Source organism: Devosia sp. RR2S18 (assembly GCF_030177755.1).
In the GTDB taxonomy this organism is placed as follows: Bacteria; Pseudomonadota; Alphaproteobacteria; order Rhizobiales; family Devosiaceae; genus Devosia; species Devosia rhizosphaerae.
On sequence record NZ_CP126539.1, the window covers coordinates 953,027 to 967,252 of the forward strand.

Below are 14,226 nucleotides of genomic sequence, written 5' to 3' on the forward strand. Positions count from 1 at the left end.
CGGGCCGCCCCTTTTTATGCCGTCTGGCGCAGTTCAGCGGTGGGCTCGCCCTGGATGTGAATGACCGCAGTGCGGTTGCGGCCGGTCTGCTTGGCATCATAGAGACGCTGGTCGGCAATGCGGAAAAGCTCGGCGAAGCTCGAGCGGCCGCGGAATACCGCGCCACCAATGCTGACTGAAAGCGGCCGTTGCCGCTCATCGGGGGTGAAAACCGCGAGATTGACCGACCGCCGGATGCGTTCAGCAATCGCCTCGGCCTCCCGCTGGTCCACCTTGGGTAGGAACACGCCGAACTCCTCGCCACCCATTCGACCGACAAGGTCGCCGGCCCGCAGCACGGTGCGGATGGAACGCGCGATGATCGTCAGCGCTTCGTCGCCGGCGTCATGGCCGTAGGCATCGTTGATGGTCTTGAAGTTGTCCGCGTCGATCATCAACAGGGCGCCGCCTGCGTCCCTGTCCTGCTGGTCCAGGATCGTGGAGGCCTTTGCGGTGAAGGCACCGCGGTTGAGACAAGCGGTTAGGCTGTCGGTTCGAGCCACCATGCCAAGACGCAGATTGGTGATGGCTAGACCGCGCACCCGCATGCTTAAGTAGAAAAAGAGCGGCAATCCCAACACTGTGGGTAGGATCGTCGCGCTGAGCATGGCGCGTTGGTGCGCGACGGGGCCGAGACCCGCGAATAGCAGGGCGTTAAACCCCACGGCAACGGCAACACAGGCAAGCGTTCCGAGCACGGTCCAGCGGCCCACGCTTGACCAACTCTGAAGGGCAACCAAAGTCTTCGACGATACCATTGGATAGTCTCACTGCAAAAAAGCGGAAAGCGCCATGGCGCGAGTTCGGCAGACTTTTGGGCAGTATCGTCAGGGCGGAGAGTTGCAGGACCATCGTCGCGCTGTGCCACGGTTTCCTGCTGTTGCGGCAGAGCGGTGCTGCCGCTGAACATTGTTGACCGACATTGGTTTGATTTCCTGCGTTCCCGAAGCGGCACGTTAGGCCTCTGGCCATGAATGTACCCTTCTGCAGATCGGTAAAATTTGAAGCGTTGCTGATGCTGCCAAGCTGGCGTTTCTGATTTGTTCACTTGGGGCTTGGTAGGTGTCGGTCAGTTCATTAAGGATGGCGTCATGAGCCTAGCGACACGAATCATTGGCATCGACCCGGGCCTGCGCCGTTGCGGGTGGGGGGTCATCGATAGCCTGGGCAATCGGCTAAGCTTTGTTGGCGCAGGCACCATCAAGCCTCCAGTCGAAGGCTCGCTTGCCGAACGGCTGACAGCACTCTTTTCTTCGCTGGGGGAGGTGCTGGACCGCTTCGAACCGGAAGAGGCGGCCGTCGAAGAGACGTTCGTCAACGCGGGCGCCCGCTCGGCGCTGATCCTTGGCCAGGCGCGCGGCGTGGCGCTCCTATCCCCGGCCGCGCGTGGGCTGCCGGTAGCCGAATATGCTGCCAATCTCGTCAAGAAGTCGGTGGTCGGCACCGGCCATGCGGACAAGGGGCAGATCGATCTGATGGTGCGCACTTTGCTGCCCACCGCGGACTTCAAGGGAGCCGACGCGGCGGATGCCCTGGCGATTGCGATCTGCCACGCCCATCACCGCGTCTCGGCGCAGCGTATGAGAGCACTGGCATGATTGGCAAACTAAAGGGTCTTGTCGACAGCTTCGGCGATGATTGGGTGCTGATCGACTGTGGCGGCGTCGGCTACGAGGCGTTCTGCTCCACGCGGACCCTGCAGAGCCTGCCGCGCGTGGGAGAGGCGACAGTTCTCTTCATCGAGACGATCGTGCGCGAAGATATGATCCGGCTCTATGGCTTTGCCAACGACGTTGAAAAATCCTGGTTCAACCTCCTCATGACCGTTCAGGGCGTAGGGGCTCGGGTGGCCCTCGCCATCCTTTCCGTGTTGACGCCTTCGGACCTTTCCAGCGCCATTGCGCTGCAAGACAAAGCCATGATCGGCCGCGCCAGTGGGGTTGGACCCAAGCTTGCCGTTCGCGTTGTCACCGAACTCAAGGGCAAGGTCCCCGCCTTCGGTGGCATGGATGCAGGCACGCTGGGCCTGCAATCTGCCCTGGGCGAGGGCATAGCTGCCAGCAATGTCGCCGATGCCGTTTCGGCGCTGACTAATCTCGGCTATTCCAGCGCTCAGGCTTCAGCCGCGCTGAGCCGAATCGTTGCGCGGGAAGGCGATGACACACCGACCGAAAAGCTGATCCGCCTTGGCCTCAGGGAGTTGAGCAGTTGAGCGACTTCACCTCTCCCGCAGCCGGCCGCGATGAACCGCTTGATGTCTCCCTCCGGCCCTCCGGCTTTTCCGAGTTCGTCGGCCAGGCCGCCGCGCGGGCAAATCTCGAAGTATTCATTCAAGCCGCTAAGCAGCGCGGCGCAGCGCTTGATCACGTCCTATTCGTTGGTCCGCCGGGACTGGGAAAAACCACCCTGGCGCAGATCATCTCCAAAGAGCTTGGGGTGGGTTTTCGTGCTACGTCCGGCCCGGTGATCGCCAAGGCCGGTGATCTTGCGGCGCTGCTGACCAATCTCGAAGATCGGGACGTCCTCTTTATCGACGAGATCCATCGGCTCAATCCCGCCATCGAAGAAGTGCTCTATCCGGCCATGGAGGATTTCCAGCTCGATCTTATTATCGGGGAGGGTCCGGCAGCCCGCTCGGTGCGGATCGATCTGGCGAAGTTTACGCTGGTTGGCGCCACCACCCGTGCCGGATTGTTGACGACGCCCCTGCGGGATCGTTTTGGTATTCCGGTGCGGCTCAACTTCTACACGCCCGAAGAACTTGTGCAGATCGTAACGCGCGGTGCGCGGCTCCTCGGCATGCCCATGGCCCCCGATGGCGCCATGGAGATTGCACGGCGCTCGCGCGGCACTCCGCGCATCGCCGGTCGGCTGCTCCGCCGCGTGACCGATTTTGCGCTGGTGGATGGCGCGGCAGAAATTACCCGTACGCTAGCGGACAAGGCGCTGCTGCGTCTCGACGTGGACGCGCGCGGGCTCGACCAGTTGGACCGGCGCTACCTTTCTACCATCGCCGACTTCTACAATGGCGGCCCTGTCGGCATCGAAACTATTGCCGCCGCGCTCAGCGAACCGCGCGACGCCATCGAGGAAATCGTCGAGCCGTACCTCATTCAGCAGGGTTTCATCCAGCGCACGCCTCGAGGCCGCATGCTGACAGGAACTGCGTTCCAGCATATGAACCGCGCGGTGCCGCAAGGATTCGTGGGCATGCAGACCATCCTTTTTGACGACGCGGAGAGCGAGGACTGATGGATGGGCAGCGGGGCAGATGGGTGCGTGTCGCGAGTTACGCGCCGCACCTGCCGCAATGGCCGGCTGACTTTCCGCTGCGCATCGTCGCACTGAGCGACTTTCATCTGTGCACCCCTTGGATGAATGCGCGGCGCCTCGCTGCCATCTGCGCTCAAGCGAACGCGCTCAAGCCGGACATCATCCTGCTCCTGGGCGATTATCTCGACGGGCCGCGGTTCAGCCGCCCGGCAGCTAGTGATTGGGCTGAGCCTCTGGCGGCGCTCTCTGCTCCACTCGGCGTGCATGCCATTCTAGGCAATCACGATTACAAGCTGGGAAGCGGCAGTGCGGCTGAAGCTGCGGCTGTCACATCTGCGTTGTACGCGGTGAACCTACCCGTCTACATCAACCAAGCCGCTCGTCTTGAGACACAGGGGCGCGGCTTCTGGTTAGCCGGTCTCGGCGATCAATACGCACTTCTGCCAAAGCGTGAGAAGGTCAGGCTCGGCTTTGGCCTCGACGACCTCCCGGCGACGCTGGCTCAGGTTACCACGGACGAGCCCATCCTCCTCATGGCGCATGAGCCGGACATCTTCCCTGACGTTCCAGAACGCGTGGCGCTGACCCTCAGCGGTCATACCCATGCCGGGCAGGTCACCCTCTTCGGCTACGCGCCCGTTGTGCCCTCCCGCTTCGGGCAGCGCTTTCTCCATGGCCACGTGATTGAAGGCGACCGCCACCTCATCGTTTCGGGTGGCCTTGGCTATTCCGGGCTGCCGATCCGCTTGGGTGCTCCCGCCGAGATGCTGCTGATCGAACTGGGCCAGCAGGCAAAGGAATGATCGGGCTGCGCTGGCCATGGCTGACCCTTGTCGTCGCTGCGATCATGCTGCTTTTTGTCACCGCTCAGACAATCTGGCCGGAGCTGGTTGGCCATCTGCGCTGGGAAGCAGAGCGGGTCCTTGCCGGCGAGCTCTGGCGCATGGCGAGCGGCGCCTTTATCCACACCAACGGCCCGCTTCAGATCATCTTCAACCTTGTCGGGCTGCTGTTCATCGGCTGGTTTGTCGAACAGCACTGGTCCCGTCTCGCCTGGGTTGTGGCATTTGTCGGCGGCGTGCTGGCGGCCGAGCTTTTCGCCGTCCTCTGGTATCCCGTCGGCGGTGGGCTTTCCGTGGGCTTGGGGGGACTGGTCGGATTGACGCTGGCGGGCTGGGCACGCTATCGCGAGGTGCGCTGGATCGTGCGCGTGCCCCTGGTGCTGCTCTATCTCGCCGGAACGGCCTATGTGGTCTATCTCCAGGACATTCATGGGCCCCCAATCATTGCCGGTGCGCTGGTCGGCATCGTCATGGCTCGATCGCGCCGCGCCTTTACGTTATTGCGTGAGCATGGCTGAGCCGCACACTTTCCCCGTCCGCATCTACTACGAAGACACCGATTTCTCCGGCAATGTCTACCACGCCGCCTATCTTAAGTTCTTCGAGCGCGGGCGTACCGAGTTCCTGCGGGTACAGGGCGTGCATCATGTGGAGCTGGCGGAGCAGGGTGTCGCCTTCGCCGTTCGATCGATGCAGATCGAGTTCGATGGAGCTGCCCGCATCGACGATCTGCTGACCGTTTCAACCACCATCGAGAAGGTCACCGGCGCCCGCCTCACCCTCAGCCAGGCAATTTTGCGTGACGAGCAGGTGCTGACGCGGGCCACAGTCGTGGTTGCGGCCATCAAAACCAGCGGCGGTCCGGCGCGGATGCCGCGCCTGCTGCTGGAGCGACTGGCAGCTAGAAGTTAGTCCGGCCCGCTCCGCAGAATCTCTTTCTTAACCTCTCATTGACCATACTTGGCACAAAGGGAAGCTGCGCCCGCGCGCCGGCCGGCAAAGGCCTGCGATGCACAGCATTTCTCTTAATTTTGACAGATTTCGACCTCATCGCCATGCGTCATGGGGCCGGGGTGTGTGGAACCGGGCCGAAAAAGGATCACTGCATGGAAGCCGTGGAGACTGTGGGAGCTGTTGCGCCCCACGCAGACTTGTCCATGTGGGGCTTGTTCTGGGCCGCTGACTGGATCGTGAAATCCGTCATGTTGGGCCTGCTGGCAGCCTCTGTCTGGTGCTGGGCGATCATCATCGACAAGACCATCGCCTACCGCCGCATGCAATCGGATATGAATCGGTTTGAGCGCACCTTCTGGTCGGGCCAGTCGCTGGAAGAGCTCTACCAGAGCGAAGCCGAGAAGCCCTCGGGCGGTCTGGGTTCGGTCTTTGTTGCTGCCATGAAAGAATGGAAGCGCAGCCACGAGCAGAACGCAGCCAGTTTCGTCGGCATGCAGCAGCGCCTCGACAAGGTGCTCGACGTGGCGATCTCCCGCGAAAGCGAGCAGCTCGAAAAACGCCTTGGCTTCCTGGCGACGGTCGGTTCGGCCGGTCCATTTATCGGCCTCTTCGGCACCGTCTGGGGCATCATGAACGCCTTTACCGCCATTGCGGCCTCGTCCAACACCAATCTGGCGGTTGTCGCCGGCCCGATCGCCGAAGCGCTCTTTGCCACCGCCATTGGCCTCGTGGCGGCTATCCCCGCCGTTATTGCCTACAACAAGTTGTCGTCCGACGCCGGCAAGATCATCGGGCGGCTCGAGGGCTTTGCCGACGAGTTCTCCACCATCCTCTCCCGCCAGCTCGAAGCACGGAACCGCTAGCATGGGTATGGGTGCAACCGCAGGCGGCGGCGGAGGTGGGGGTCGCCGCCGTCGTCGCAAGAGCCGGGGCGTGATGAGCGAGATCAACGTCACCCCAATGGTGGACGTGATGCTCGTGTTGCTCATCATCTTCATGGTGGCGGCGCCGATGATGACGGCTGGCGTGCCGCTCGACCTGCCACGTACCGCGGCCAATGCACTCGAAAGCCAGGCGCAGCCCGTAACGGTGTCGGTCAGCCCCGATGGCGCGATCTTTGTAGGGGAAAGCCCGGTAACCGAAGCCAGTCTCGTGGAAACGGTGAGCGGCCTCACCACCAATGGTACCGAGGACCGCATTTTCCTGCGCGGGGACACCACGGCGAATTACGGTTCGGTCATGCGCGTTATGGGTCTGCTCTCGGCTGCCGGTTTCACCAAGATCGGGTTGATCACCCAGCAGGAGCAATAGGCCAGTCCGATGCGCTTCGGCCTCACCGCTTCCGTTGTTGCCCACCTTGCGGTGCTCGGGATTGGCCTTGTCAATCTGGGCCTCGCCGAGCCGTTGGAGACGGTGGAGCAGGCCATCGCGGTGGACCTTGTGCCAATGAGCGACTTCAACAACATTCGTTTAGGTTCGCTGGACAGCGAAGTGGTCGAAACCGATGCCCCTGCGGTGGTCGAAGACGATCAGCCAGCCGAGGTCGCTCAACCCACCGGCAACACCGAGCAAGATCAGCCGACGCCAAGCGAGGCTGATATCCCCACGCCTATGCCGGTCACTAGTTCGGCGCCTGAACCGCAGACCGCGCCCGAGCCAGAGCCTGAGCCCGAGCCGGTACCTCCGCCGCCGCCAGCACCTGAGCCCGAGCCTGAGCCAGAGCCGGTCCCTGAGCCACTTCCCGAGCCCACACCGCCAACACCGGTGACGCGTCCCACGCCGCCGGAGCCTGCGCCCGAGCCGGAACCTGAGCCAGAGCCCCAACCGGAGCCAGAGCCGATTCCAGAACCTGTGCCAGAGCCGGAGCCGATGCCAGAACCCGTGGCGGAGCCCGAGCCTGTGACAGAGCCGCTGCCCGAAGAGCCGACGGTGCAAGCGCCAGCCCCTGCGGCGCGGCCGTCCAACCTTGCCCAATTGCGGGAACGCTTCGCCGAGGCCGAGGCCGAACGTCGTCGTCGCGAAGAAGAAGAACGGGAACGGCAGCGCACCGCCGAGGCTGAAGCCGCCGCCGAGCGGGAGCAGGAGCGCGAACGCGAGCGCGCCGCTGCGGCAGAGCAGGCAGAAGAGACGCGCCAGAGCGAACAACTCGACGCGGCCTTGGCCGACGATATTTCTGCCATCATCAACCGCGATAACTCCACCGGTGCTACGACCGGGCAGGGCGGCAGTCCTACCCTGGGTGATACGACCGGAACATCAGCGACGCTTAGCCAGACCGAGATCGGTGCTTTGGTTGCTCAGATAAAGCAATGCTGGAACTTGCTACCAAACGAGCAGGCGAGTGGCGCGGAAGTGGTGGTGAACATGCGCCTCAACCAGGATGGCTCTCTGCAGGATGTGCCGCGCATTGTGTCGGTCAGCCAGCAAGCTGAGGCCGTTATCATTGCGCAGAAGGCTGTTAGCGCGGTCGCCGGATGCGGCCCTTACAGCATGCTGTCGGCAAATACCTACGACCAATGGTCGAACATCAACGTCACGTTGCGTCCGTGACTTCTTGGCAGGAATGGAGACTGAAATGACCCTTTTCACCCGGCGCAGCGCCTTGATGCTTGGTTTGGCGAGCGGTGTGGCTCTCGCAGCTGCTCCCCAAGCTTTGGCGCAGCTCAACATCACTGTCGAAGGCGCCAATTTCCGGGCACTACCGATCGCCATTCCCGACTTTGCATCATCCGATCCCACGTTCGGCCGTGAGATCGCGAGCATTGTCCGGGCAAACCTGCAGCGCTCCGGCCTGTTCCTGCCGCTCGATCCGGCCGCCTTGCCGGTTCAGGTGGGTGATGTGAACGCCACCCCCGATTTCCCGACTTGGCTAACCGTCAATGTCGACGCGGTGGTCATGGGCACGGTGGAACGCGGTGGCCAGATCTCATCCTCGGTTCGCGTTTGGGACGTTCGGCAGGGCACCCAGGTCGTGGGCCAGAGCTACAACACCGATCCGAACTCATCGCGTCGCATCGCGCACATTATTTCGGACGCGATCTATACCGCCCTGACCGGCGGCAGCGGCTATTTCGATACTCGCGTCATCTATGTCGCTGAAAGTGGCCCCAAGGCCAATCGCGTGCGGCGCTTGGCGATCATGGACCAGGATGGCGCCAACTCGCAGTACCTGACCGATGGTTCGGCCATGGCGCTGACCCCGCGCTTCTCGCCCAATGGCGACATGGTCACCTATATGAATTTTGCCGAGGGGAATCCGCAGGTTTACCTGCTCCAGCTTTCGACAGGGCAGCAGCGGCGCCTGGCTTCGGTCGGTGCCATGACCTTCGCACCCCGCTTTTCGCCGGACGGCAGCACAGTGGCTTTCTCGGTCGAGCAGGGTGGCGCCACCAACATCTACGCGGTGGGCACGGGAGGCGGGCAGCCTCTACAGTTGACCTCGGGCGCCGCGATCGACACCGGTCCGTCCTATTCTCCAGATGGGTCGCGGATTGTTTTTGAAAGCGATCGCGGCGGGTCACCGCAGATTTACATGATGAGTTCGGGCGGCGGCAATCCGCAGCGCGTCAGCTTCGGCCAGGGCAGCTATTCAACACCTGTCTGGTCACCCCAGGGCGATTTGATTGCCTTCACCCGACAATCGGGCGGTCAGTTCAGCATTGGCGTGATGAACCCTGATGGCTCAGGTGAGCGTCTGCTCTATTCGGGCTTCCATGCCGAAGGTCCGACCTGGGCTCCAAATGGTCGCGTCATCATGTTCTTCCAAGATCCGGGTGGCAATGACGGTCCGCGCCTGATGAGCGTCGATATTTGGGGTCGCAGCCCGGTGAACATTCCGACCGAGACCTACGCTTCCGACCCGGCCTGGTCAGGTCTGCGCAGCTAGTCAGACACCTATTCAAAAGCCCTCCCGCAGCACAGCGGGAGGGCTTTTTGCAGCCTTTCCCACCTCCGGCTTAACCTTAACGTGGTCGTGGCTGAGTACTGTGGCCGATCTGCACCGCCACAGAAAAGCCAGGTTTCCGGCCACATTCAGGCCGCGATAGGCAAAGATTAACCAAGCCGGCAAACCCCGCCTTAACACTAAGCGCGGTAAATGCCGTGCTTAAGATTGTTGCCCTTCAGGAGCCCGACCCGTGGTCATCCCCGCCCCCCTTAATACCGCGTTGCGTGCTGTAGCGATGCTCTTCTTCGTCGCCGTCGTGGCGGCCTGTTCCCGTACGCCCAACACCATGCCGACGGGAGTTGGCAATCTAGGCCCGGGCGGCGGCGCTCCCGGCAGCCAGCAGGAATTCCTTGTATCGGTTGGCGATCGCGTGTTCTTCGAAACCGATTCCAGCTCGCTCACCAGTGAAGCCATGGCCACGCTGGACAAGCAGGCAGCCTGGCTTAACCAGTACGGCAACTACCGTGTTCTTATCGAAGGCCATGCCGACGAACGCGGGACCCGTGAATATAATATCGCTCTTGGCGCCCGCCGCTCCTCGGTGGTCGTGAACTACCTGGTCTCGCGTGGCGTCAATGCGCAGCGGATCACCTCCCAGTCCTTCGGCAAGGAACGTCCGGTAGCGATTTGTAACGATATCTCCTGCTGGAGCCAGAATCGTCGCGCCGTGACGGTCGTCCAGTAAGCGTTAGCTGACTCCAAAGCCGCCCCTCATCACAGCGCCCGTGCCAGATTATGGTACGGGCGCTTTGTTTTGACCAAAATTGGCCTTCATTTTCCCGCTCGTGCTCACCATGTTCCCGCAACTGGCGACAGCGAACCGGAGGCCTCTTTGACTTTTCCGAAACTCTCCCTCAAGAGCCGTATGCCCATGGCTGTGGCGGCCCTTTGTACTCTGCTCGGCGCTGGACCAGCGCAAGCCGCCGCTCGCGATCTGCCGGGAGAGCTGGCGGGATTGAGCTACACCAATTCCAGCCCCGCCCGCATTCATGTGGCCCAGGCCGATCCAGCTCAGTTGATGGTGCGCATCCAGCAATTGGAAGAACAGGTTCGCGTGCTCAACGGGCAGGTGGAGGGTTTGACCTTCCAGATGACCCAGATGCAGACGATCATCGAGCGGCTGGAGAGTTCGTCCGGGGCAGGGCAGGCTGTGCCGGACACGGCGCCAGCTGCTGAAGCAGCCCCCGAAGCGGATGTGCCGATGACTGATATACCCGAGCAGGGGGTCCAGCCTCTACCGGGCGAGGTCGAATTCGATCCTACCTTCGATGACGGTACCGGTGCCGAAGGCGAAGTTGGCGCATCGGGTGATCCATTGCTGGGCACGGGTTCAGAGGGCGGCATTGATCTAGCAACCGGCCAGCCGATCGATCTCAACTACGATCCCGCCACCGCAGAGAGCGGCAATGCGGATGCCGACGCGCAGTTTGCCGCTGGATATGAAGCCATGGTGCGCGGGGACTACGTCTTTGCCGAAGAGCAGTTCAGCCAATTCCTCGAACTCTATCCGGATAATCCGCAGGCAACCGAGGCTGCCAACTGGCTGGGCGACGCTATGCTCCAGCGCGGCGCCTATAGCGAGGCGGCGGACGTGCTGCTCACCGCTTTTCAGGAAGCTCCCGATAGCCCGCGCGCGCCTGACCTGCTGCTCAAGTTGGGCATCTCATTGGCCGGTGCGGGCGAGCGGGAAACGGCCTGCCGCACCTTTGGTGAAGTTGAGCGGCGGTTCCCCGATCAGCCTGCGGCGTTCGAGGCCCGTTTAGCCGAGGTCAAGGCCAACGCTGAATGCCCGCCCGCTTGAGCCCTGATCTGGGCGACCCCAAGGAACTGCAACGCCTCTTCGATGGTCTTGATGGCGAGCCCGCGATCGGCCTTGCCGTTTCTGGCGGGGCCGACAGCCTGGCGTTGATGCTCCTAGCGCAACGCTGGGCGGCAGGCCTTAAGGCATCGCCAAGGTTTCACGTCTATTCGGTCGACCATGGGATCCGCCCTGAAGCCGCCGGCGAAGTTGCCATAGTGATGGGAGTGGCCGAGCAGCTGGGCCTACGCGCCACAGGCCTCACCTGGACTGCGCCTAAGCCACGTTCCGGTCTCCAGGAAGCGGCCCGCGTTGCTCGGTATCGTTTGATCGGTGCCGCCATGGCACAGGATGGCGTTTCAGTTCTCCTTACGGCGCACCATCGCACGGACCAAGCGGAGACGGTGTTGATGCGGCTCGCCCATGGCAGCGGCATCGAAGGTCTGCGTGGGATAACGCCGGTGGCGATGGTGGAGGGCGTGCGGGTGCATCGTCCCTTGCTCGACGTCGACCCTGCCTCTCTTCGCGCATTGGTAGCAGAGGCTGGCCTCACGCCCGTCTCGGACCCGTCTAATAACGATCCGCATTACGAGCGGGTGCGCTGGCGCCAGGCCATGCCGCGCTTGTCAGAACTTGGACTTGATCCGGCGACCATCGCGACCTTCGCCTCCCGGATGGCCGAAGCCGACGAAGCCATCGCACAGATGGCCGATGCCTGCTTCAGTGAACTGGTTCGCCTCGATGGCTTCGGTGCTGCCCGCCTCGAGCAGGCTGCCTTTGTTGGCTTGCCAGCTGCCGTTTCGACCCGCCTCTTGGGCCGCGTTCTCAATATAGTTGGGGGTCGGCAAAAGCCACGCGCCCTCGGCCAAGTCGAGCGGTTGCGAGAGGATCTCGTGAACGGCACCATCGTTAAAGGTAGCACGGTTCTCGGTTGCGTTGTCCGGACCAAAGGCGATGCTGTGGTGGTCGCCCGGGAGCCGGGCCGCGCCGTGCCGCCCGACACCATTCTGGTGCCGCGGGGAGAGCTGGTCTGGGACGAGCGCTTTCTCATCACCAATGGATCAGACGAGACAGGCCTTACCGCTAGTGTCACCGACTATCTGCCGCGGCATCGTCTGGAGGATTTTCTGGGCTTCAAGGTAACCGCGCCAGTCGAAGCCATTCGCACTGCTCCGATCGTGCGTGACCCGCAAGGCGACGTACTCTCGCTGGGCGGTTGGTCCTTCGATGAGCGCATTAAGGTGCAACTGCTGATCGACTGAGGAACCTTCGACTCGGCACGGCGTATTAACCCAGTCGCGACATTATGACTGGACGAGACACGAAAAGGGCCGCAGGTCCTGCCCTTGTAACGCCCTAATGCCGGACATACATTCGGCGCAGCGCCAGAGCCCCTTCTGCTGGCATCTCCGGGACAGGATTGATGAACGGAAACTTCCGAAACTTCGCCATCTGGCTGGTCATACTTTTCATGCTGATGGGCCTGTTCCAGGTCTTTCAGTCTTCCACCCGATCGATTTCGGTTTCCGACAAAAGCTACAGCGAATTCGTCTCCGACGTGAACGCCGGCAGCGTCACGAGCGTGACCATCACCGATAATGTGGTGACGGGTACGCTGCGCGACGGCACGCGTTTCGAGACCATCGTTCCGCAAGGCGCTGATGTCATCACGCGCCTTGAAGACGGCGGCGTCAACATCACCGCTCAGGAACCCGAAGCCAGCCCGTTCTGGTCGATCCTGCTGTCGAGCTGGTTGCCCTTCCTTGTCATCATCGGTGTGTGGTTCTTCTTCATTCGGCAGATGCAGGGTGGCGGTCGCGGCGGCGCGATGGGCTTTGGCAAGTCGCGCGCCAAGCTCCTTACCGAAACGCATGGCAAGGTGACGTTTGAAGACGTTGCCGGCGTGGATGAAGCCAAGCAGGATCTCGAAGAGATCGTGGAATTTTTGCGCGATCCCGGCAAGTTCCAGCGCCTGGGCGGCCGCATCCCACGCGGCGTGCTGCTTGTGGGCCCTCCGGGTACCGGTAAGACGCTACTCGCGCGCTCCGTGGCGGGCGAAGCCAATGTGCCCTTCTTCACCATTTCGGGTTCGGACTTCGTTGAAATGTTCGTCGGTGTCGGCGCCAGCCGCGTCCGCGATATGTTTGAGCAGGCCAAGAAGAACGCGCCCTGTATTATCTTCATCGACGAAATCGACGCGGTCGGTCGCCAGCGCGGCGCCGGTCTTGGTGGTGGTAACGATGAGCGTGAGCAGACCCTTAACCAGTTGCTAGTCGAGATGGACGGCTTTGAGGCCAATGAGGGGATTATCCTCATCGCCGCCACCAACCGTCCCGACGTGCTTGATCCGGCTCTCCTGCGGCCCGGCCGCTTTGACCGTCAGGTCGTGGTGCCGAACCCCGATGTGGCTGGTCGCGAAAAGGTGCTGAAAGTTCACGTCCGCAAGGTGCCGCTGGCGCCCGACGTTGATCTCAAGGTTCTGGCCCGTGGTACTCCTGGCTTTTCGGGTGCAGACCTCATGAATCTCGTCAACGAGGCAGCCCTGATGGCGGCCCGACGCAACAAGCGCTTCGTCACCCACCAGGAGTTCGAAGACGCCAAGGACAAGATCATGATGGGCGCCGAGCGCCGCACCATGGCCATGACGGACGACGAGAAAAAGCTGACCGCCTATCACGAAGCCGGTCACGCCATCATCGCCCTCAAGGTTGCCGGCATCGATCCCATCCACAAGGCGACGATCATTCCACGCGGCCGGGCTCTTGGTATGGTCATGACCTTGCCCGAGACCGACAGCTATTCGTTCTCTCGCGAAAAGGCACTGGCCCGCCTCACCATGCTGTTTGGTGGCCGGGAAGCCGAGATCATCAAGTTTGGCGCTGAGAAGGTCACGTCCGGCGCTTCTGGCGATATCCAGATGGCGACCAATCTTGCCCGCTCCATGGTCATGGAATGGGGCATGAGCGAAAAGCTTGGCCGCGTCCGCTATAAGAGCAATGACCAGGAAGTTTTTCTTGGCCACTCGGTCACGCAGTCCAACAATATGTCGGACGAGACCGCCAAGATCATCGACGAAGAAGTCCGTCGCCTGATCGAGGATGGCGAACGCAGTGCCCGCGAGATTCTCGCTACCTATGAGGAGCAGTGGGAAGCCGTTGCTCAGGCGCTGCTGGAGTACGAGACCCTTACGGGCGACGAACTGCGCGACCTGATGGACGGCAAGCAGCCTGTCCGTCCCGATGATACGGGCGGCCCGACTGCTCCCAAGGCCAGCGGCGTCCCCGCTGCCGGAAAGCCCGGCCGGCGCCGCCCAGACGCTCCACCCGAGGGTGGACTGGAGCCGCAGCCCGGTTCCTGATCCGTAGCGAACAGGT

The 14,226-nt window shown here is 62.3% G+C and carries 15 protein-coding genes; 14 read left to right on the forward strand and 1 reads right to left on the reverse strand.

All coding sequences use genetic code 11. The features are described 5' to 3' along the window. Window positions 1-14: 14 nt before the first annotated feature. Window positions 15-752 (reverse strand): GGDEF domain-containing protein, encoded by a 738-nt coding sequence (locus tag QOV41_RS04615; RefSeq protein WP_284579849.1) that lies wholly within the window; start codon window positions 750-752, stop codon window positions 15-17. A gap of 378 nt (window positions 753-1,130) precedes the next feature. Here QOV41_RS04615 and ruvC point away from each other — a divergent pair, with 378 nt between their 5' ends. The 14 genes from ruvC (at window position 1,131) to ftsH (ending at window position 14,210) form a co-directional block, all read left to right on the forward strand. Beyond that, window positions 1,131-1,637, forward strand: a complete 507-nt coding sequence (gene ruvC / locus QOV41_RS04620) for a crossover junction endodeoxyribonuclease RuvC (protein ID WP_284579850.1) — start codon at window positions 1,131-1,133, stop codon at window positions 1,635-1,637. Beyond that, the gene (ruvA, locus tag QOV41_RS04625) at window positions 1,634-2,251 is read left to right on the forward strand and encodes a Holliday junction branch migration protein RuvA (RefSeq protein ID WP_284579851.1); all 618 of its coding nucleotides are present in this window, start codon (window positions 1,634-1,636) and stop codon (window positions 2,249-2,251) included. Before ruvC ends, ruvA begins: the two co-directional genes overlap by 4 nt. Beyond that, window positions 2,248-3,291, forward strand: coding sequence for a Holliday junction branch migration DNA helicase RuvB (ruvB, locus tag QOV41_RS04630; protein ID WP_284579853.1), 1,044 nt, complete (start codon window positions 2,248-2,250; stop codon window positions 3,289-3,291). Before ruvA ends, ruvB begins: the two co-directional genes overlap by 4 nt. A gap of 23 nt (window positions 3,292-3,314) precedes the next feature. Then, entirely contained in the window at window positions 3,315-4,115 is an 801-nt protein-coding gene (locus QOV41_RS04635; RefSeq protein WP_284579854.1) for a metallophosphoesterase, read from the forward strand. After that, window positions 4,112-4,672, forward strand: a complete 561-nt coding sequence (locus QOV41_RS04640) for a rhomboid family intramembrane serine protease (protein ID WP_284579855.1) — start codon at window positions 4,112-4,114, stop codon at window positions 4,670-4,672. The genes QOV41_RS04635 and QOV41_RS04640 overlap by 4 nt, the downstream gene beginning before the upstream one ends. Further along, window positions 4,665-5,066, forward strand: a complete 402-nt coding sequence (ybgC, locus tag QOV41_RS04645; RefSeq protein ID WP_284579856.1) for a tol-pal system-associated acyl-CoA thioesterase — start codon at window positions 4,665-4,667, stop codon at window positions 5,064-5,066. The genes QOV41_RS04640 and ybgC overlap by 8 nt, the downstream gene beginning before the upstream one ends. A gap of 194 nt (window positions 5,067-5,260) precedes the next feature. Continuing rightward, the gene (gene tolQ, locus QOV41_RS04650; RefSeq protein ID WP_284579857.1) at window positions 5,261-5,971 is read left to right on the forward strand and encodes a protein TolQ; all 711 of its coding nucleotides are present in this window, start codon (window positions 5,261-5,263) and stop codon (window positions 5,969-5,971) included. A gap of 1 nt (window position 5,972) precedes the next feature. Continuing rightward, window positions 5,973-6,419 (forward strand): protein TolR, encoded by a 447-nt coding sequence (gene tolR / locus QOV41_RS04655; RefSeq protein WP_284579859.1) that lies wholly within the window; start codon window positions 5,973-5,975, stop codon window positions 6,417-6,419. A 9-nt stretch (window positions 6,420-6,428) separates the two neighbouring features. Next, window positions 6,429-7,658, forward strand: a complete 1,230-nt coding sequence (locus tag QOV41_RS04660; RefSeq protein ID WP_284579860.1) for a hypothetical protein — start codon at window positions 6,429-6,431, stop codon at window positions 7,656-7,658. A gap of 25 nt (window positions 7,659-7,683) precedes the next feature. Beyond that, window positions 7,684-8,994: a Tol-Pal system beta propeller repeat protein TolB gene (gene tolB, locus QOV41_RS04665; protein WP_284579861.1), complete on the forward strand. Its 1,311-nt coding sequence runs from the start codon at window positions 7,684-7,686 to the stop codon at window positions 8,992-8,994. A gap of 295 nt (window positions 8,995-9,289) precedes the next feature. Further along, entirely contained in the window at window positions 9,290-9,739 is a 450-nt protein-coding gene (pal, locus tag QOV41_RS04670; RefSeq protein WP_284581175.1) for a peptidoglycan-associated lipoprotein Pal, read from the forward strand. Window positions 9,740-9,886: 147 nt separating this feature from the next. Continuing rightward, window positions 9,887-10,855, forward strand: a complete 969-nt coding sequence (gene ybgF / locus QOV41_RS04675; RefSeq protein WP_284579862.1) for a tol-pal system protein YbgF — start codon at window positions 9,887-9,889, stop codon at window positions 10,853-10,855. Beyond that, complete coding sequence (tilS, locus tag QOV41_RS04680; RefSeq protein WP_284579863.1) at window positions 10,840-12,114, forward strand: tRNA lysidine(34) synthetase TilS; 1,275 nt, start codon at window positions 10,840-10,842, stop codon at window positions 12,112-12,114. Before ybgF ends, tilS begins: the two co-directional genes overlap by 16 nt. 161 nt (window positions 12,115-12,275) lie before the next feature. Next, window positions 12,276-14,210, forward strand: a complete 1,935-nt coding sequence (gene ftsH / locus QOV41_RS04685; RefSeq protein ID WP_284579865.1) for an ATP-dependent zinc metalloprotease FtsH — start codon at window positions 12,276-12,278, stop codon at window positions 14,208-14,210. Window positions 14,211-14,226: the final 16 nt, after the last annotated feature.

Coding starts and splice junctions, on each gene's coding strand:
- pal (WP_284581175.1), top strand. CDS start 9,290: ATGCTCTTCTTCGTCGCCGTCGTGGCGGCCTGTTCCCGTACGCCCAAC.
- ruvA (WP_284579851.1), top strand. CDS start 1,634: ATGATTGGCAAACTAAAGGGTCTTGTCGACAGCTTCGGCGATGATTGG.
- tolR (WP_284579859.1), top strand. CDS start 5,973: ATGGGTATGGGTGCAACCGCAGGCGGCGGCGGAGGTGGGGGTCGCCGC.
- ruvC (WP_284579850.1), top strand. CDS start 1,131: ATGAGCCTAGCGACACGAATCATTGGCATCGACCCGGGCCTGCGCCGT.
- tolQ (WP_284579857.1), top strand. CDS start 5,261: ATGGAAGCCGTGGAGACTGTGGGAGCTGTTGCGCCCCACGCAGACTTG.
- tolB (WP_284579861.1), top strand. CDS start 7,684: ATGACCCTTTTCACCCGGCGCAGCGCCTTGATGCTTGGTTTGGCGAGC.
- ybgC (WP_284579856.1), top strand. CDS start 4,665: ATGGCTGAGCCGCACACTTTCCCCGTCCGCATCTACTACGAAGACACC.
- tilS (WP_284579863.1), top strand. CDS start 10,840: ATGCCCGCCCGCTTGAGCCCTGATCTGGGCGACCCCAAGGAACTGCAA.
- QOV41_RS04640 (WP_284579855.1), top strand. CDS start 4,112: ATGATCGGGCTGCGCTGGCCATGGCTGACCCTTGTCGTCGCTGCGATC.
- ftsH (WP_284579865.1), top strand. CDS start 12,276: ATGAACGGAAACTTCCGAAACTTCGCCATCTGGCTGGTCATACTTTTC.
- QOV41_RS04660 (WP_284579860.1), top strand. CDS start 6,429: ATGCGCTTCGGCCTCACCGCTTCCGTTGTTGCCCACCTTGCGGTGCTC.